The sequence below is a fragment of the Lactobacillus panisapium genome, assembly GCF_019469265.1.
Lineage (GTDB): Bacteria > Bacillota > Bacilli > Lactobacillales > Lactobacillaceae > Lactobacillus > Lactobacillus panisapium.
Genome location: NZ_CP048268.1, coordinates 2053570 through 2071438 on the forward strand (window position 1 = coordinate 2053570; position 17869 = coordinate 2071438).

Annotated in this window: 18 protein-coding genes; 7 read left to right on the forward strand and 11 right to left on the reverse strand. The window is 38.5% G+C overall.

Annotation, left to right across the window (positions count from 1 at the left end; translation table 11 throughout):
- Nucleotides 1–36 precede the first annotated feature (36 nt).
- Together GYM71_RS09670 and GYM71_RS09675 are read right to left on the reverse strand one after the other, a co-directional pair.
- Nucleotides 37–1752 (reverse strand): glycoside hydrolase family 13 protein, encoded by a 1716-nt coding sequence (locus GYM71_RS09670; RefSeq protein WP_220220316.1) that lies wholly within the window; start codon nt 1750–1752, stop codon nt 37–39.
- 13 nt (nt 1753–1765) lie between these two features.
- Nucleotides 1766–3418 carry an alpha-glucosidase gene (locus tag GYM71_RS09675; RefSeq protein ID WP_220220317.1) on the reverse strand — a complete coding sequence of 551 codons (1653 nt, stop codon included), beginning with the start codon at nt 3416–3418 and terminating at the stop codon, nt 1766–1768.
- Nucleotides 3419–3619: 201 nt separating this feature from the next.
- Between GYM71_RS09675 and GYM71_RS09680 the strand changes: the two genes are divergently transcribed.
- Nucleotides 3620–4738 (forward strand): NAD(P)-dependent alcohol dehydrogenase, encoded by a 1119-nt coding sequence (locus GYM71_RS09680; RefSeq protein WP_220220318.1) that lies wholly within the window; start codon nt 3620–3622, stop codon nt 4736–4738.
- 141 nt (nt 4739–4879) lie between these two features.
- On the opposite strand, the gene GYM71_RS09685 is transcribed toward GYM71_RS09680, so the two are convergent.
- From GYM71_RS09685 to glpK, 9 genes are all read right to left on the reverse strand, one after another.
- A complete protein-coding gene (locus tag GYM71_RS09685; protein ID WP_220220319.1) occupies nt 4880–5380 on the reverse strand; it encodes a hypothetical protein in 501 nt (166 codons plus the stop codon).
- Nucleotides 5373–5972, reverse strand: coding sequence for an ATP-binding cassette domain-containing protein (locus GYM71_RS09690; protein ID WP_220220320.1), 600 nt, complete (start codon nt 5970–5972; stop codon nt 5373–5375). The genes GYM71_RS09685 and GYM71_RS09690 overlap by 8 nt, the downstream gene beginning before the upstream one ends.
- Before the next feature lie 12 nt (nt 5973–5984).
- A complete protein-coding gene (locus GYM71_RS09695; RefSeq protein ID WP_220220321.1) occupies nt 5985–6521 on the reverse strand; it encodes a hypothetical protein in 537 nt (178 codons plus the stop codon).
- A 50-nt stretch (nt 6522–6571) separates the two neighbouring features.
- The gene (locus tag GYM71_RS09700) at nt 6572–7399 is read right to left on the reverse strand and encodes a hypothetical protein (protein ID WP_220220322.1); all 828 of its coding nucleotides are present in this window, start codon (nt 7397–7399) and stop codon (nt 6572–6574) included.
- 223 nt (nt 7400–7622) lie between these two features.
- The gene (locus GYM71_RS10435) at nt 7623–7751 is read right to left on the reverse strand and encodes a hypothetical protein (RefSeq protein WP_272876719.1); all 129 of its coding nucleotides are present in this window, start codon (nt 7749–7751) and stop codon (nt 7623–7625) included.
- Nucleotides 7752–7791: 40 nt separating this feature from the next.
- Nucleotides 7792–8694, reverse strand: coding sequence for a helix-turn-helix domain-containing protein (locus GYM71_RS09705; protein ID WP_220220323.1), 903 nt, complete (start codon nt 8692–8694; stop codon nt 7792–7794).
- A 176-nt stretch (nt 8695–8870) separates the two neighbouring features.
- Entirely contained in the window at nt 8871–9821 is a 951-nt protein-coding gene (locus tag GYM71_RS09710; RefSeq protein WP_220220324.1) for a LacI family DNA-binding transcriptional regulator, read from the reverse strand.
- A gap of 12 nt (nt 9822–9833) precedes the next feature.
- The gene (locus GYM71_RS09715) at nt 9834–10607 is read right to left on the reverse strand and encodes a tyrosine-protein phosphatase (protein WP_103752538.1); all 774 of its coding nucleotides are present in this window, start codon (nt 10605–10607) and stop codon (nt 9834–9836) included.
- Between the two features lie 32 nt (nt 10608–10639).
- Nucleotides 10640–12142 (reverse strand): glycerol kinase GlpK, encoded by a 1503-nt coding sequence (gene glpK / locus GYM71_RS09720; protein WP_220220325.1) that lies wholly within the window; start codon nt 12140–12142, stop codon nt 10640–10642.
- Nucleotides 12143–12281: 139 nt separating this feature from the next.
- Here glpK and thiD point away from each other — a divergent pair, with 139 nt between their 5' ends.
- The 6 genes from thiD to GYM71_RS09750 all read left to right on the forward strand — a co-directional run bounded on the left by thiD (nt 12282) and on the right by GYM71_RS09750 (nt 17862).
- Nucleotides 12282–13094: a bifunctional hydroxymethylpyrimidine kinase/phosphomethylpyrimidine kinase gene (thiD, locus tag GYM71_RS09725; RefSeq protein ID WP_410476861.1), complete on the forward strand. Its 813-nt coding sequence runs from the start codon at nt 12282–12284 to the stop codon at nt 13092–13094.
- Between the two features lie 229 nt (nt 13095–13323).
- Nucleotides 13324–14013 carry a type 1 glutamine amidotransferase gene (locus GYM71_RS09730; RefSeq protein WP_220220326.1) on the forward strand — a complete coding sequence of 230 codons (690 nt, stop codon included), beginning with the start codon at nt 13324–13326 and terminating at the stop codon, nt 14011–14013.
- 48 nt (nt 14014–14061) lie between these two features.
- The gene (locus tag GYM71_RS09735) at nt 14062–15036 is read left to right on the forward strand and encodes a LacI family DNA-binding transcriptional regulator (protein WP_220220327.1); all 975 of its coding nucleotides are present in this window, start codon (nt 14062–14064) and stop codon (nt 15034–15036) included.
- 162 nt (nt 15037–15198) lie between these two features.
- Nucleotides 15199–15507, forward strand: a complete 309-nt coding sequence (locus GYM71_RS09740; RefSeq protein WP_220220328.1) for a PTS sugar transporter subunit IIB — start codon at nt 15199–15201, stop codon at nt 15505–15507.
- Nucleotides 15507–16802: a PTS sugar transporter subunit IIC gene (locus GYM71_RS09745; protein WP_220220329.1), complete on the forward strand. Its 1296-nt coding sequence runs from the start codon at nt 15507–15509 to the stop codon at nt 16800–16802. The genes GYM71_RS09740 and GYM71_RS09745 overlap by 1 nt, the downstream gene beginning before the upstream one ends.
- Nucleotides 16768–17862: a DUF871 domain-containing protein gene (locus GYM71_RS09750; protein ID WP_220220330.1), complete on the forward strand. Its 1095-nt coding sequence runs from the start codon at nt 16768–16770 to the stop codon at nt 17860–17862. Before GYM71_RS09745 ends, GYM71_RS09750 begins: the two co-directional genes overlap by 35 nt.
- The last annotated feature ends 7 nt before the right edge of the window (nt 17863–17869 follow it).

The following is a 17869-nucleotide window of genomic DNA, read 5'->3' on the forward strand; positions in this document are numbered from 1 at the left end:
AAAAGCAGCAGGCTTTCTTTGCCTGCTGCTTAGATATTATTCAACTTCAATTGCAATTCCCTTGGGCTTTAACAATCCATTGGCAAAGTTTTGCTGTAAGATTGCTTGCCCCGTAAGTGCGACATCTTTGGTAGTTGTGTTGAAATATGCCGTAATTTTGACGTCTTTTGTCCGAACAACTTTAATTAAGCCGGTTGCAGTAACAGTTAAAGATATTTCACCTTGGCCCAAGGTATCTGCGTATTTTTTCCGAAAGGCAATTAATTGCTGTACTTGCTGCCAAACTGCACTATTTTTCTTACTCCAATCCATCGGCTTACGGCAATCTGGATCATTTCCGCCAGTCATGCCCATTTCGGTGCCGTAATAAATACACGGACTGCCAGTCTGCATAAACATAAAGGTTAACGCCTGCAAGGCCAATTCTTGATCACCTTGTGCCAGCGTTAAAATTCGGGCGGTATCGTGAGAATCTAGCATATTCATCATGGCTTGGTTAGTGCTATCGCGATACAGCATTAACTGATCAGTTAGCGCCGCAACCAATGCTTGCGCCGTTTTTGTTTTCTTAAAAAAGTGCTCCTCAATCTGCAAAGTATACGGATAATTCATTACAGCAGTGAACTCGTCGCCATTTAGCCATGGTCTAGCGCTGTGCCAGATTTCACCAACAATGTAAAAATCCGGCTTAATAGCGGTCAGAGCAGCATGAAATCTGCGCCAAAAATGATGATCAACTTCATTTGCCACGTCAAGCCGCCAAGCATCAATGTCGAAATATTTTACCCAGTAAGTGGCAATTTCTAAGAGAAAATCCTGCACTGCCGGGTTGGCGGTATTAAGTTTAGGCATGCTTGGTTCAAAGGCAAAAGTATCATAATTGGGCATTGCTTTTTGACCAGTTTGATTTGGGTTAACCGGAAATTGATTAATGTGAAACCAGTCAGCAAATTTTGATTTCGCACCGTTTTTAACTACATCTTGCCACTGCAATGATTGACTCCCTAGGTGATTAAAAACGGCATCAAGCATCACGCGCATCCCCCGCTTATGTGCCTGCTCAACTAGCTCGGCAAAAAGCTGTTTGTCACCAAAAGCAGGATCAATTTCTAAATAGTCAATTGTGTCGTATTTATGATTGGAACTTGCCTTAAAAATGGGACAAAGATATAATCCTGTAACGCCCAATTCTTGCAAATAATCTAAATGGTCGATGATTCCCTGCAAATCGCCGCCATAATAATCTTCTCTTCCGGGATGATCACTAGGCTGCCATTTTTTCGTTCCCTGCGGGTCGTTATAAGTATCCCCGTTAGCAAAACGTTCCGGGAAAATTTGGTACCAAACCGTCTGCTTTACCCATTGAGGTACCGTTGTCATGTCAATTGTGTGCAAATAGGGTAATTTAAAATAGCTACTGTCAGCGTTCAGATTTTGCGAATTAAAGCTGCTAATCCCGCGATCGCCGACGATAACATGGCTGTCGTCTTTACCAATGACTTCAAACGTATACTTAAGGCGCCGGTAAGGGGCCTTTAAAGTTACACCCCAGTGATCACTCACTTGTCCGTGACCCAGTAATTTTAAGTCCGCTTTTTTATCTGTCTTAGTATCCAGATAATTATCGGTATAATGAACAACTACCTTGGCAACATCATTTTTTGCGCTATGAAACCGGATCCGAACGTGGTGCGGACTTATAACAAAGCAATCTTCACTTTCTGTTCGGTGCTTTAAGGCTGCTAATTGCATCTTTTATTCTCCTTTATTTACTTAAAACAACACCAGAATATGGCATCAGCACTAACTCGCCATCAGCCAAATAATATTTCCCTGCAGTTAATTCTTCATGGTGATAAGCACGCGGAATTCTTATTCTTGTTTTTTGACTACTTAATGAAACAGCAACAAGCGCACTACTATTGCCCAGATCACGCTGATAGACATAACTGTCTTGACCCGTTTCCCGTAAATAAAAGCGGCCAGCCTGAAATAATTTTCTTTTCTTCAACGCAATCAGTTGACGATAAAAATTGAAGATACTGTCCGGGTCTACTACTTCAGAACAAGCATCAACCTTAACCATTTTTTGGCCATCAAGCCACGGCTTTGTGGATGAAAAGCCATCGTGCGGTTCATCAGTCCACGGCATTACTCCCCGAGCAGGCAATTTATGCGTTGCACTGACCATTTTTAATGCTTCTTGCTCACTTATTCCCATGCTCTTTGCTTGGGCAATAAATTGGGTAACCGTTTCGTCGGCAAACTCCTTGTCTGAAGTAAAAAGCAAATTTTGTAAACCCAGTTCTTCGCCATAATAAATAATCGGAATACCGCGCTGCAAATACATCAGCATTGCTAGGCTTTGGATCTGAATTCTGGTATGCGCCAAACGAGTTGCCATTCTTGGCATATCATGGTTATTCCAGTAAAGAGTCGGTAACGAAATCTCTGCCAGGGTTTGCTGCCAGATAGCTTGCGTCTGCTTGAAGATTTGCCAGTCAAGCTCTTTTGGCTGATATTGCGCTGGTAAACGCGGATTAATTTTGCTCTCATCATCCGTGAAATAGCGAAAAGTGATCACGCTATCTAGCAAGCTATTTTTCTTACTTGTATAATCGGCTGCTAAGTTCACGTTTGCACTTGCTGCTTCGCCCAAGAGCAAGGCGTCAGGAAAGTCACGCTTTATTTGCTGACAAAATGGTTGCAGCCACTCTTGCACTTGGGGCAAGTTAGCAAAAAACGGTTCAGCAATAACTGGTTCAGCATCATTTGGTGCCGGAAAATTTTGACGCAAGTCAGCCTTGGCGATATGAATAAATGCATCTAACCGAAGACCGTCAATTCCTTTAGCCAGCCAATATTCAGCAACTTGGATCATTTCCTGTCTGAGTGCCGGATTTGCCCAGTTTAAATCGGGCATGTGTTTATCAAACAAGTGAAAATATGACTGACCGCTATTTTTCGGGTCACTCTCCCAGACACTACCGCCAAAGAAGCTGCCCCAATTATTTGGCCGCTTGTTGTTACTACCCGCGAAAAGATAATAATTGCGGTACTTGCTTTTTGGATTATTAATCGCCTTTTGAAACCAAGGATGTTGATCGGAAGTGTGATTAAGTACCAAATCGAGGATAATTTTAATTTTTTCTTGATGCAGCTGCTTAATTAACTGCTCAAAATCTGCCATTGTTCCCATTGCAGGATCAATCGCAAAGTAATCTGCCACGTCATAGCCATTATCAACTTGGGGTGAAACAAAGATTGGATTGAGCCACACCGCGTTAATCCCCAGCTTTTTCAAATAAGGAATACGTTGTCTAATCCCATTCAGATCGCCAATCCCATCACCATTACTATCTTGAAAAGATTTAGGATAAATTTGATAAATTATTGCGTTATCATACCAATGCGTCATTTGCTTAATCCTCCAGCTGTAGTTTAGCGAAGAACTGCGGTTAGTTACAAGACAGTAGTGAATGTTACCGGTATCAAAAAATGGTTTTAGGTGGTAATTAACTATCTGCATATATTTTTTGGGCAAAGTATTGCATTTAAATGTTAAAAAGCTCACAATAACTTTGAAACTATTAAAAAATTATAAGAGGAGGAAATTTTGATGAAGATTAAAGCAGCTGTCGTTCAAAAAATGGGTAGCCAATTCGAAATTGAAGATGATATCGATTTACACGAAGTTGGCCCAACCGATTTGCAAATCCATATGGTTGCTACCGGTATTTGTCACTCAGATGAAGCCTTGCGCAAGGGTGATTCCAGTGTTGGTTATCCCGTAATTTTAGGCCATGAAGGCGCTGGAATTGTTGAAAAGGTCGGCAATCAAGTTAAAAACTTCAAAGTTGGCGATCACGTAATTTTGTCGTTTTATGCGGACGGAATTTGTGATAATTGTCTCAAAGGTATTCCTACTCAATGTCGCCACTACAGTGACTATAACTTATCAGGCGTCCGGGCTGATGGTGAAGATCATTTTCAAAAAAATGGTAAACGAATTTGTGACATGTTTAACCAATCGTCCTTTACCACTACTACCGTAGTTGATCAGCGCAATGCAGTTAAAGTTGATAACAGCGTTGACTTACGTAAGGCCGGTCCTCTTGGCTGTGGTTATGTTACAGGTTCTGGAACCGTCTTTAATACTTTGCAACCTAAACCTGGCGATACAATTGCTGTCTTTGGTACGGGCGCTGTTGGTCTTGCTGCCATGATGGCCGGCTCAATTAGTGGCTGCACTAAGGTAATTGCAGTTGATGTTGTTCCTGAACGGTTAGAATTAGCTAAAAAATTAGGGGCAACAGCAGCAATTAACAGCAAGACAGATGACCCAGTTGCTAAAATAAAAGAGCTTACTAATGGCTATGGTGTTGACTGGACCGTTGATACTACAGGAATTAGCGGTGTAATCAAGAATGCGGTTGATGCCTTAGCACAAGGCGGCACCTGCGCGGCAATTGCAGTTACTGCTCAAAATCTCACTGTTTCTACCTGGAATGATCTATGTGTCGATGATAAAAAAGTTGTCGGCGTCAACATGGGGGACGCAATTCCACAAGTTGACATTCCACGACTGCTTGAATTTTATCAATTAGGTAAATTCCCATTTGACGAAACCGAAAAGTTCTACAAGTTTGAAGACATTAATCAAGCAAATGCCGATTCAATTTCTGGTAAGACGATTAAGCCTGTATTAATTATCGATCCAGATTACCAACCAGAATAGCTAATCTGTCATATGACAATACTAAAAAACGTTGAGAAAAAACTCTCAACGTTTTTTGGTTTAGTCTGAAAGATCGCTTTCTCCTCAAATCGAAATTCATGCATAAACCAAACAAGATGCGGATCAGATCGATTTTTCAAACTATAAATTCAAACTAAATATTAAAGTACGTAATCCCAATAAGAGCAAGAAGACTAATACATTCTGTTTAACTACTGACAAGCGATATGTCATAACAAACACTAATACTAACCAGGCTATTATCATTACCAACAATATTAATACTGAACTAATAAGATTACTGATATCAAAAGCAGTTAAGTGGACTATGACAAATAAAAGTAAATACGAATATTCTTTAGGAGCTAAGCCCCTTATTAAAGCCTGCAGCTTGGGTTTACGCACAATAATAAAAGACTCGATTGAATTTCTTTCCATTCGGGGCAGGATAATCGTGACATAATCAAAAACAAAATTATTAGCACTTATTAACGCCAGTTTCATTGGACTTCTAATCCAACCAAAACTTGCCTGCACCAATTGAGGTAACTTTAAATATACCGTATTCCAATTTTGCCTAGCCAGCAAAATGATTAACGCAGAAATAACGGCATAAATAGTGAAAGAATATTTTTTATTCATTAAGCAAAATTCCATTTTGTAGTGTTAAGCCCTGATCATAGTTAATCTCGTCAATTTGATCATGACTAGCAATGATTACTGTTTTATTTTCCTGTTTCAGTCGATTTAGGAGGGTCAAAAATTGCCCAATGCTTTCTTGGTCAATACCGCGTGTGGGCTCATCAAGTAATATTATGTTTTGCTCCTCCATTACCGCTTGAATAATACCTACCTTTTGACGCATACCTACCGAATATTTAGCGATAGCTTGGGAATCATCTGGATCAAGCTCAAATTGTTGTAATAAATTTCTTACCCGCTTTTCATTATAACGATGATTGAGGTTAGCTAGAAAATGCAAGTTTGTCATGGCAGATTCATATTCTAAAAAACTAGGATTTTCAATTAGTGCCCCTATGACATCACCATGATCTAGCTCTACTTTTCCACTATCCGCTTCTAACAGACCAGTAACAATTTTAAAAATCGTCGATTTACCTGAACCATTAATTCCCGAGATATGAATTAGTTGGCCCGGTTTAGCAATCATAGATACGTTTTTTAAAACCGATTTACGACCAAATGATTTTTTAATTCCTGTAATTTTTAACATTTTGATCCTTCCTTAAAAGCCGCCGTATATATGGTGTATAGCACGATAAAGCTCATCATACATGGGACTATAATTTATTAAAAGTTTCTTCTCAATATAGTAGTGATATACCAAATCTAGGATAATCACTAGAGCCAAGAATAAATATGGGTAGCGTGAATTATAAGCCCCCACCAATAGCCAAAACAAAAATAATAGGACAGCTATATGGAGTACTATCAGTGCTATACCCAATAACGGATTGCCATACTTAAATAAAGGATGATCTGAAAAGAAATACGGTACAAACAAGGCTACTAAAAATAGTATGCAATAAACGGTAGCCAAACTTAACAAGCGAATAATCATAAGATTAGTCTTTTGCCGCACACCAACAAGTAAATTAATTCGGCGAAAAGTGAGCACTTGACTATAGAACAGCGCCAAAATAGCTGGTTGCAAATATAAAGAAATTAAGTGTGCGTTAAGAAAAGCATTAGGCAATTCCATAGTATTGGGATCATTTCTTAGTAACAGTTCAAAACTTCCTGCTAGTCCAAACAGAATCATTATGAGCCCAATTAATATGATACGGCGGTGTATTCGTTTATATTGCAAAGTCAACCCTGCTTTCTTTTTCTTCTATACCATATTTTGATTAAGCTCGCAGCAATTACTAAATAGATAATGGCCGCAATGAAAAAAGCTACCAGAGAATTTATTGGTGGTAGTTGCCCAGCAAAAGTATATTGTCCCGGCGCAGTTAAGGTATAAAAAAACCAGGAAAATGCGAAGGTGCGCCAGATTAGGCTATTCATATTTCCTAAAACGGCTAATAGTACCAAAGCTAGTCCCAAAACTGGTCCAAGAATCAGATAAAGCGCATTCTTACGAACAAAAAGTCCCACACTAAAAACTAGCACTGCAAAGACTCCCCAACCAATAGCCGCTAAAATAATGTATAAAATTAAATCAAATAATTCATTAGGCGAAAAATACCCTGGTCTATATCCCTGAGCTAATTTTCTAGGGATAGTTTTAAAGACGAAAGGATAGTAAAACCAATTAATTAATCCTATTTGATATAGATTAGTTATTAGAGAAACGCTCATAGCGCCGAAAAAAGTGGTAACAACACCTTTTTTCAAAAAGGATTTATAACCAATTCTTTGTTGAACAGCACTAAACATATTATTATTTTTTAAGTAAATGAAAAGACCCGAGCCTAAAGTTGGCGCTAATGCCATCATAATAACAGCTGCAATAATATTTTCATCAACTCCTTTGGGTTGTAATGCAAAGAAGAGATTTATAGAAACATCAGATACTCTGTTACCTGATGGAAGAATTCCTTGGTAGTCTCTAATACCAGCAAAAGCTCCCCAAGTAATCAGTGATAAATAAAATATCATAGTCACAACAGAAAAAATTTTTGTTCGTTTTAACATTATTATTCCTTTTTACTATATGTGGTTATATGGTTTTAATTTAGTATTCATTAAAGCAATATATTCCAATAAAATTAAAAAAAAGGGGAGAATAACCCCCCTTTCTAGATTCAGTTATCTCTAAGATAATATTACGCAATTACTTTGTATCAGCACTAAAGTGGAGTTTAGGTGTAGCTTCACCATTAAATGGAGCATAATTACCATTTTTTTAAAATCGGACTTAGTATCTTTGCTCCCAAGTGCAGCCGCCATATACTTTCACATTGTCAGTGTTAGTAGTTGCTTCTGTATCATTATCTATTCCTGTAGCAGCGGTTACTACCCCAAAAATATTTTTAATCCATGCCACTTGATAATCTTAGTTTACAACAGGAAAAATTGATTTTTTCCTACTTTTCCCAAATTTGAGAATCAAATTCTATATTTTTATAGAGTTTTGTTAATATCATTATATTGTTTTCTAAATGATATTTGAGGTCTTTCATTTCCAGATAATCTAACACATTGTAAAGGGCTTTTAATTCTGCTGTCTCATCTTCCTCAATAAATTTGATTGCAGAATCTAAAAAACTAATTTCAATTTTTTCTAGTGAGTCATAATCAGAAAAAATCAGTGATTTTACCTCAAATAAGATTTTTTTGGCATAGATAATATTTTTTCTTATTAATGCATTTGTCGTTTCAAGCAGTGCTTGTAATACTATATGGCGAAAACTGCTCTGTTCAAGACTTTCTTGTTTTGCATAGTCAAGTAAATCATAAGCAAACATATAAGCTTCTTTTCCCTTTAAAAGCATTACGATATTTTTAAAGAAGAAAATATTTTTATAGTTCCAATAATCATTTTCAGCAATGATATTAGAAAAATACAATCTGAGTTTTACTTGTACACGCTTTGGACAAATGCTTTTATTTGTGTGTTTTTTATAGAGGTCACATGCAACTGCCGCCTTAAAGAAAACTTTTTCATTTAACGGATCTAATTTACAAGATTTCAAAGCATCAAGCGCATATTTCTTCAAAAGAGAAGTTTGTCCACGAACAAAAGCACTCTGAATCGCTTTAATATTTACTCCTAAATAAGAAGCCTTACTATTTTCTATAAATTCAACCGGATATATGTTATTTTGATCAAGTAGTTTTAGAACATTTCCCCAAGATAGATTATCGTAGCCTAATTCCCAGCGTGCTAGGCTTGATTTTGAAATTACTCCAGTAGAAGCTTTAACCAAGCTTAAGCGTTTAAGCTTTCTGATGCGTCTGAACTTCTTTCCATAAGTCTCATCTCTCATCAATGTACCTCACTGTTAGTTCATATTTAACGAATTGCTTTATAAGATATATATTAGCGTATATACAAAATCATTGCCATCATTTATAACAATTTTGTAATTTTCTAATAATTTTATACTGAATAAAAAATAGCTAAAAGTATTAATGCACCTTTAGCTACTTTATTTTTTAATTTTTACCTCGTTGACTGCCTGCGAATCAACTTAGGCTTAAGCATTGCCTCCCCTTGGGGTGAGCCGTCCTGCTCAATTTTTTGTAACAGCATCTTAGCCAATAATTCACCCATCGCAAAAATTGGTTGCTTGACCGTTGTTAATTTTAAATTTGAAACCTGATCTAAAAAGACCCCATCATAGCCGATTACGCCAAAATCTTCGGGTACCTTGGCCCCTTCGTTCAGTAGTTGGCGTACAACACCAATTGCAATCCGATCGCTGGCACAAACAAAGCAAGTATCGTGATGGAACTTACCTAAATTTTCCTTGATTATTTTCTGGGCCGCATGGCTATGATTAGGTATCCTGTATATTTGCGGAATCAATTTATTTTGCTGTAATGTGTTAACATAGCCTGTTTCACGTGAAACTTCAAACGGCTCCCGGACATCGATACCAATAAAGATAACATTGCGATATAAACGCGATAAGGCATATTTAGTAGCAATTTCGCCACCGAGCTGATTATTGTTATCAACAAAATCAAAACCGCGGTGATTTTCACCAAAAAGAACGAACGGCTTAGCTAGTTCGTCAAACAAACTATAATCAGATGACCGCGCGCCAGTAATTAAGTAACCATCAAAATTACCTTCTTTGATTTGCTTGCGATCAGTGACTAGCTGAATAGCGTATTGCTTTTTAGATAAACCTTGAGCAATACCGAAAAGCAGGTTCATGTAATAGGGCTCAGTTGTATCAATATCTTCAAGCGTAACGAACTTAACGACATTAGTCCGGTTATTTACTAGGGCTTGTGCAACATAATTCGGTTGGTAATTTAATTCCTGCATGGCCTGTTCAACTAATTCACGTAATTCATCTGTCACTTGTTCGGGGTGATTAATGACTCGCGAAACCGTCATCTTTGAAACATTGGCCTTTTTAGCGACATCAAGCAAAGTTACCACTGATTTATGCCCCTATTCTAAATACATTTGCCTTAATCTTGCCAAGTCGGCATCATTAAAGCCCAATTCTTTTTTAAAAAAGGTATCAAAGTCGCCCCAGCCACCACGGACAGTCTCGGTAATGCCACGAATAGCGATCCCTTCGCCTTTGGTTACATTCATTTTGGCAACCATCTGTGAAATTTCGTCATTGCTTGGCAATTGGCGTGAAACGGCGAAGTCATATAATTTGTTAGTTAATAAATAGTCACGGGCAATTGTATCGTCATCAACACCTAGTGCCATTAAAATCAAAGCAGAAACCATCCCCGTTCTGTCCTTACCGGCACTGCAATGATAAACAAGAGCTTCGTTAGCAGGCATTGCTAGTAATTCACTAAAAATGCGAGCAAACATCTTACGACTATGCTCACTAAGCAAAGTCTGTTGGTAAATTTGACCAATAAAATTATTGCTTAAATCCGGAATATGATGAAGAAAACGATAAATTTTGTGACCATTGGGTCGGTCCTCAGGGTTTTCTGAATAAACCGGTAAATCAAGATAATGAACATTTGGCCATGCTTTGTCCGGTGAAGAATGTTTTTCGTATTGTGAACGTAAATCACAATCAATTGTGACATGCAATTCCGTCAGTTTTTCTTGATCAGCTTCCGTTAGGGTACTAAGTGAATCGGAGCGATAAATTTTATTCCACTTTATCTTTTGGCCATTTTGATTTTGGTAGCCACCAACATCCCTAAAATTTAACGGACCATCTAATTTAACAATTCGATCATGTGCCAATTTTCTCACCTCACACTACTGTATTCGCACTTTTATTCGCCGTGAGCAAATACTTGGGTTGCCTTGACCGCACGCTTCCAGCCTTGATACAGATGCTCACGTTCTTTTTGTCCCATTTTGCTCTCAAAAGTCTTGCCTACAACAAAAATATCTTTCAGTTCGTCAACATCTTTCCAATAGCCTACTGCCAAGCCTGCTAAAAATGCAGCTCCCATTGAAGTCGTTTCAAGCGTCTTTGATCGTTCAATTTTAGTACCCAATATATCAGCTTGGAATTGCAGTAAGTAATCATTATTTGATGCCCCACCGTCCACACGTAATGTTGGGATCTGTATTCCAGAATCAATTTGCATGGTGTCAACTACATCACGAGTCTGGTAAGCAAGTGACTGCAAAGTTGCCTTGATTAAATCATTGTTACTTGTTCCACGTGTAACGCCAAAAACTGCACCCCTAGCTTCGGAATCCCAGTAAGGCGCGCCTAGTCCCGTGAAGGCAGGTACAACGTAAACCTCATTTTCTGATTTGGACGCACGTGCCGCCTTTTCGGATTCCGCCGCCGTTTTGATCATCTTCATTGAGTCACGCAACCACTGGATTGCACTGCCAGAAACAAAGATTGAGCCTTCTAAAGCATAGTTAATTTTGCCATCAATCCCATAAGCAATCGTTGTTAACAGGTTGTTATCAGACTCTGTGGGTTCTTCTCCTGTATTCATAACAATGAATGAACCTGTGCCGTAGGTATTTTTAACCATCCCTTTTTTCAGGGCCAATTGACCAACAAGGGCGGCCTGCTGGTCACCAGCAATCCCACAGATGGGTACCTTGCCGCCGAAAAAGGTGTAAGACTTAGTGTAGCCGTAGATTTCTGAATTCGATCTTACTTCAGGCAACATCTTTTTCGGAATATTGAGCAACTCAAGAATGTCATCATCCCATTTTAGGTCATGGATATTATAAAGCATGGTTCTTGAGGCATTCGTGTAATCGGTAACGTGAACTTCGCCATCAGTTAATTTCCACAAAAGCCAAGTATCAATTGTGCCAAAGAGCAAATCACCCTTTTCGGCTTTTTCTTGCGCACCTTCAACATGATCTAAAATCCAGCGAATTTTAGTTGCACTAAAATAAGGGTCAATAATTAAGCCCGTTTTCTTATGGATCATTGAACTATAACCGTCAGCTTTAAGTCTTTCAGCTAATTCAGTAGTTTGTCGCGATTGCCAAACAATTGCATTGTAAATCGGTTTACCGGTTTTTTTATCCCAGATTACCGTGGTTTCACGTTGATTAGTAATGCCAATGCCCTTGATTTGTTCCGGACGAATACCTGAATTAATAATCGCATTAGCAATTGTGGTTTGAACAGCATGCCAAATTTCCTCAGCCTTGTGTTCAACCCAGCCAGGCTGGGGAAAATATTGGGGAAACTCTTTTTGCGAGGACGAAACTTTATGCCCCTCGTGATCAAAAATCATTGCGCGTGTTGATGTGGTACCTTCATCAATTGCCATAATGTAATTTTTTAACATAATGTATCCTTCCTTAAGAAAGCGGTTCACTATAATTTTACTATTTGACCCTATTTTTACAAGAAATAATTATAGCATTACCCTTATTTTAAGTTATACTGTGAACATAAAGTTTCGATTAAAATGAGGATCCATAATAATGAAAAAAGAAATTATCACTTTAACTATCGCTGGCAATGATAGCGATGGCAGCGCTGGAATGACAGCCGACCTGCATTCGTTTTATGCCAGACAGGTGTACGGTATGGGGCTCTTAACGGCTGCTGTTGCTGGCAACACTACCGGTATTTACGCACAAGAAGTAATGCCAGTGTCATTTATTCAAAAGCAATTTGACGTCCTAAATGACGACTTTAAAATTGCCGCTTTAAAGACGGGAATGCTAGCTAATAAAGAAGTCATCGCCTGTGTAGCTGCCAATTTGCGCAAATACGATATGGGCAAAATTGTGCTTGATCCCGTAATTATGACCAAGCACGGGGACACGCTCTTGGATGATGATGCTTACCAAGCTTTTTTAGACGACTTAATGCCGCTTGCTGATATTATTACGCCCAACTTTTATGAACAACAAAAGTTAACTGGCATGCAACTAGATACTAAGGAAGAAATTCACCGCGGCGCCGAAAAATTGCAGAAGATGGGTGCTAAAAACGTCTTGATGAAGGGCCGACACGATAATGCTGCTCAAAGCGAAGTAACTGATATTCTCTTGGCTGAAGATGGTCAATTCTACGAATTTACTAAGCCATTTATCAACACAGAAAGAATTAACGGAACTGGTGACACTTTATCCGCAGTTATTGCCGCCGAACTGGCTAAAGGCAGGTCAATTATTGCCAGTGTCCAAACGGCCAAAGACTTCACCTACGAAGCAATTGCCCACCCAATTGAAGTTGGCTCTAAGTATGGCCCGATTAATCACTTTGCGGCGCAGGAAGATACGAAATAATTACATAATTTCGGCAATTACATTACTAATTAGTACAAAATTGTTCTGCTTTATTTTGACAATTCACACGGTCAGAATTTTAGTGGAACAATTTTTTCTTAAACAATTAATCTTTTAACGTGTTTGCTTATTTTATGTAAGTTTTTTTAAAAACGAGGAAAATAATTATCTTTTGCCCCTACTGCGCCTTTAAGATATACTTTAACAAGATAGTAGGAGCTGATGCACAATGGCAAGCAAGACAATTAAAATTGCATACTTATATGAAGATTTAATGAATACCTATGGTGATTCCGGTGATGTCAAAATCATTCGGTTTTTACTTAAAAAACAGGGCTATTCTACTCAAATAGACAATATTTCCTTAGGTGATAAGTTCGATGCTTTTGACTATGACTTTGTCTTTTTTGGTGGTGGACAAGACTTCGAACAAACCGTGATTGCCAAAGACCTTCCACGTCATAAAGAAACTTTGACAAAGTATATTAATGACGGCAAACCAATGCTGGGCGTTTGTGGTGGCTATCAACTGGTTGGAACGTATTATAAGACCAACTCAGGCGTTACCATCAAAGGACTAGATATCTTGCCTTTCCATACCGTATTTAAAGCTGATAAACGGATGATTGGCGATACCCGCTACATGAGTGAGTGGGGTGAAGTCAGAGCCTTTGAAAATCACTCGGGACAAACTTATTTTGACGATCCCGATAAATTGCATCCTTTGGGCACAATGATTGAAGGCTACGGCAACAACCCACAAGATCACGTTGAAGGTCTGCGCTACCGCAATTTTATCGGAACCTACTCTCATGGCCCAATTTTAAAAAATCTTAACGTGGCAAATGCTATCGTTAAGATGATTTTAGAATGGCACGATGAGCGCATGAAAAAAGCAGCGGCTGATAAGGCGGTATAATCGTTTTTAACGCTCATTAATTTAAGAAAATTCAGGCAGGTGATATTTGTGGCAACGGCAAAAGATGTCGCGGCACTAGCTGGTGTGTCAATTGGTTCAGTTTCGAATTATCTCAATGGCAGGCATCAAAGAAAAGCAACAGCTGAAAAAATCAAAACAGCGATGACGCAATTGGATTATCATCAAAACATTATTGCCAGTGGACTGAAGAAAAACAAAACCATGTCAATTGGGATTGTTATCAATCAGTTAACTGACTTTTTTTCTATGTCAATCGTTTCCGCTATCGAAGCTTATGTTGAAAAGTTCGGCTACAGCATCATTGTGTGCGATTATCATGATGATAAAAAGCGCTTGGAACAAAAGATTGATTTTTTACTAAAACGCTCAATTGACGCAATTATTGTTTTTCACCAAGATCAATCAACGCCAATGCTTGAAAAAATTGCTAATAGCAACATCCCGATTGTTGCTATCGATGCCCCCATTAATGGTCTTAAGACTGATGTTGTAGTCGTCAATAATTACGACTCTTCTAAAGCGGGCGTAAATTATTTGCTTAAGAAGGGCTACCGTCATATTGGCATTATCACCGGCTCATCTGAAAACTATATTGCGCAAAAAAGGCAGCAAGGTTATGAAGATGCCTTAAAAGAAAATGGTCTCACTGTAAAAAATAGTTATATTTGGTCGGGCGATTATACCATCAAGTCCGGATATGAAGGCTTTAACAGGCTGATTAAGCAAAATCCAGATCTCGATGCCATTTTTATCATTAATTACTACATGTCTTTAGGTGCCATTAAGGCCTACCGGGAAAAAAATCACCAGCCAAACATTGAGTTTCTTGTCTATGATCATTTCTTCGTAAATGATCTTTTCTTTCCAGAAATCAGTTCAATTGAACAGCCTGTAAAACAGATTGGAACCACTGCTGGCAAACTGGTAATTGCCAAACTAACCAACCCTGCCGAAACAAGTTGTCAAACAGTTTACTGCCGTAACATTTTCCACCAAATGTAGAAAGCGCTTGCTTTTTTATCAACATGAGAATATAATTTAGCCTGAATTTGAAATGATTCATTTTTTAAAGAAGTACAGACTGCTTACTTTAAAAAGGCGGACTTTTTAGATTTTTTATTTTTTAGCTAAACTTGAACCGATTCAAGTTAAGGAGGAAAGATTATGAATATTTTATTAGCCTGTGGTGGCGGTATGAGCTCATCTATTTTGGCAACTGCTTTAACTAAAGAAGCTGCTAAAAACCAGCAAAATTGGCACGTTCACGAAACCAGCATTGACAAGGTAGCTGATGACCTGAACGAAGGCGACTACCAATTGATTTTGCTAGCACCCCAAGTTTCTTTTAAAAAGAAGGACTTTGAAGAAGAAGCCGAGCAAAAACATGCCAAATTTATTTTAATTCCAATGACGATGTACAACCCAGCTAAAGTAGATAAATTGTATGAACTAATTATCAAGGAGACAAAATAATGAACTTCGATACAGTTTCTGCAAAAATGGGCCAAATAGCTAACAATCGCTATTTAACCGCTATTAGAGACGGAATGTCGGTTATTATTCCGGTATCAATTATTGGCTCATTTTTCACTATTTTACTGAACTTGCCAATTGATGCTTGGAAGAATTTTATTCAGCCATATGCCGCAATGTTATCCGTACCGATGTATTATTCCATCAACTTGATGGCAATTTACTGTGTATTCTCGATAACTTCACATTTAGCTAAATACTATAAGATTGACCCAATCTCAACTAGTGTCTTAGCTGAAATGTCTTTCTTTATTCTAGCAATTGAACCAATTGTACTAGATAAGGCTAAAGCTGGCATGGCTCCTGGCACTTATATGTCAATTAGCAATATGGGTGCTCAAGGACTGTTTACTGCCATTTTATGTGCTATTTTCACCGTTGAAATTGTGCGCTTTTTCACCGAGCACAACTTGGTAATTAAAATGCCTGACGGTGTGCCTGCAGCAGTTGGTAAATCTTTCAGTGCCCTGCTACCAGGAATCTTAATTATTGTGATTTCGTTTGTGCTAAAAGAACTCTGCAACTTAGACATCAATAAGATTTTGATCTGGATTTTCTCACCGATTGGCTACTTTGGTCGTGACACATTCTTATCAGCAATCGTGCCCGTTCTTTTAATTACCATTATCTGGTTGTTCGGGGTTCACGGAATGGTTATTGCTACACCAATTCTCTATCCTTACTGGTATGCCAACTTAAATGCCAATGTTACCGCTGTTGCTCATGGTCACGCTCCAGTTCACTTCATGACCGAACAATTTTTCCAATGGTTTGTTTGGGTTGGTGGTGCTGGTGCTACTCTTTCACTGGCAATCCTGTTATTAGTTTTAGGAAAATCTAAATTTAGTAAAACAATGGGTGCTGTCACTATCGTGCCCGCTATTTTCAATATCAATGAACCCCTGATTTTTGGTATTCCAATCATCATGAACCCGTATTTTGCCATTCCATTTGTCTTAGCGCCAACCGCAATGGCAGCTGTAACCTACGTAGCAATGAAGCTGCACTTAGTGGCTTATACAACAGCCGTTGCGCCTTGGACGCTGCCCGGACCAATCGGTGCTTGGATGGCAACCGGCTTTGACTGGCGCGCAATCGTTTTATGTCTTGTTAACATTCTGATTTCTCTCATTATCTATTACCCATTCTTCAAAATGTTTGACAACAACCAAGTAAAATTAGAGAAAGAGGCTCAGGAAAATGAAGGGGATCTCAGTTTATCCGAACAAAACTAAAGTCGATGACTGTCTTGAATACATTGATCGTGCTGCTCAACTTGGCTACCAAAGGCTTTTTACAAGCTTATTAGAGCTAAATGATGACAAAGAAATGGTCTTACAAAAGTTTAAAACCGTTTTAAGCTATGCCCATGAAAAAGGGATGTGGGTCAGCTTAGATGTTAATCCGGGCCTTTTTACAAACTTAAACATTAGTTACAATGACCTGTCTTTTTTTAAAAAACTAGGTGCCGACATCGTACGATTAGATTCAAATTTCGATGGTATGCCAGAGTCAATTATGACTTATAATTCCGAGAACTTAACGATTGAGGTCAATATTAGCAACGATACTGGTAATATTGCGAATATTCTCACCTACCGACCGCTTAAGGACAAAATCATCGGTTGTCATAATTTTTATCCGCAACGATACACGGGACTAGATACAGATTATTTTTTAAAGACTACGCGGAAATATCATGACCTAGGTTTGCGGACAGCCGCTTTTATCTCATCAAATCATGGTGCAATTGGACCGCATCCCTATAATGCTGGTTTACCAACGTTAGAAATCCATCGCGGTTTACCCCTTGAAAAACAGGCGCAGTATTTAATTAATACCCAGCTAATTGATGACATTATTATTGGGAATGCATTTGCCAGTGATGACGAATTAGTTAAAGTGGCCAACTTGGAGGCAAAAATACCACAGTTTTTTGTCAAGTTTGCCCCTAACGCAACCACTTTAGAAAAAGAAATTGTCTTAGCCAATTTGCACTTTAACCGGGGAGATATCAATAGCTATGCGATTCGTTCGACCTTCGTTAAGCTGAAATATAATAAACGCGACATACCGGTCAATAACCCTGTCAACACTTTGACCCGGGGAATGATTACAATTGGCAATAATGACTTTGACCAGTACAAGGGCGAGCTTAACATTGTCAAGCAGGATATGGACAACCACGACCACCGCAAAAACGTTGTTGCGCAAATTGTCCCTAGTGATTTGCAGTTTATTGCCTTCATTCAGCCATGGGACAAATTTAAGTTTATTGATGTAGATAATTATTAAAGAAAGG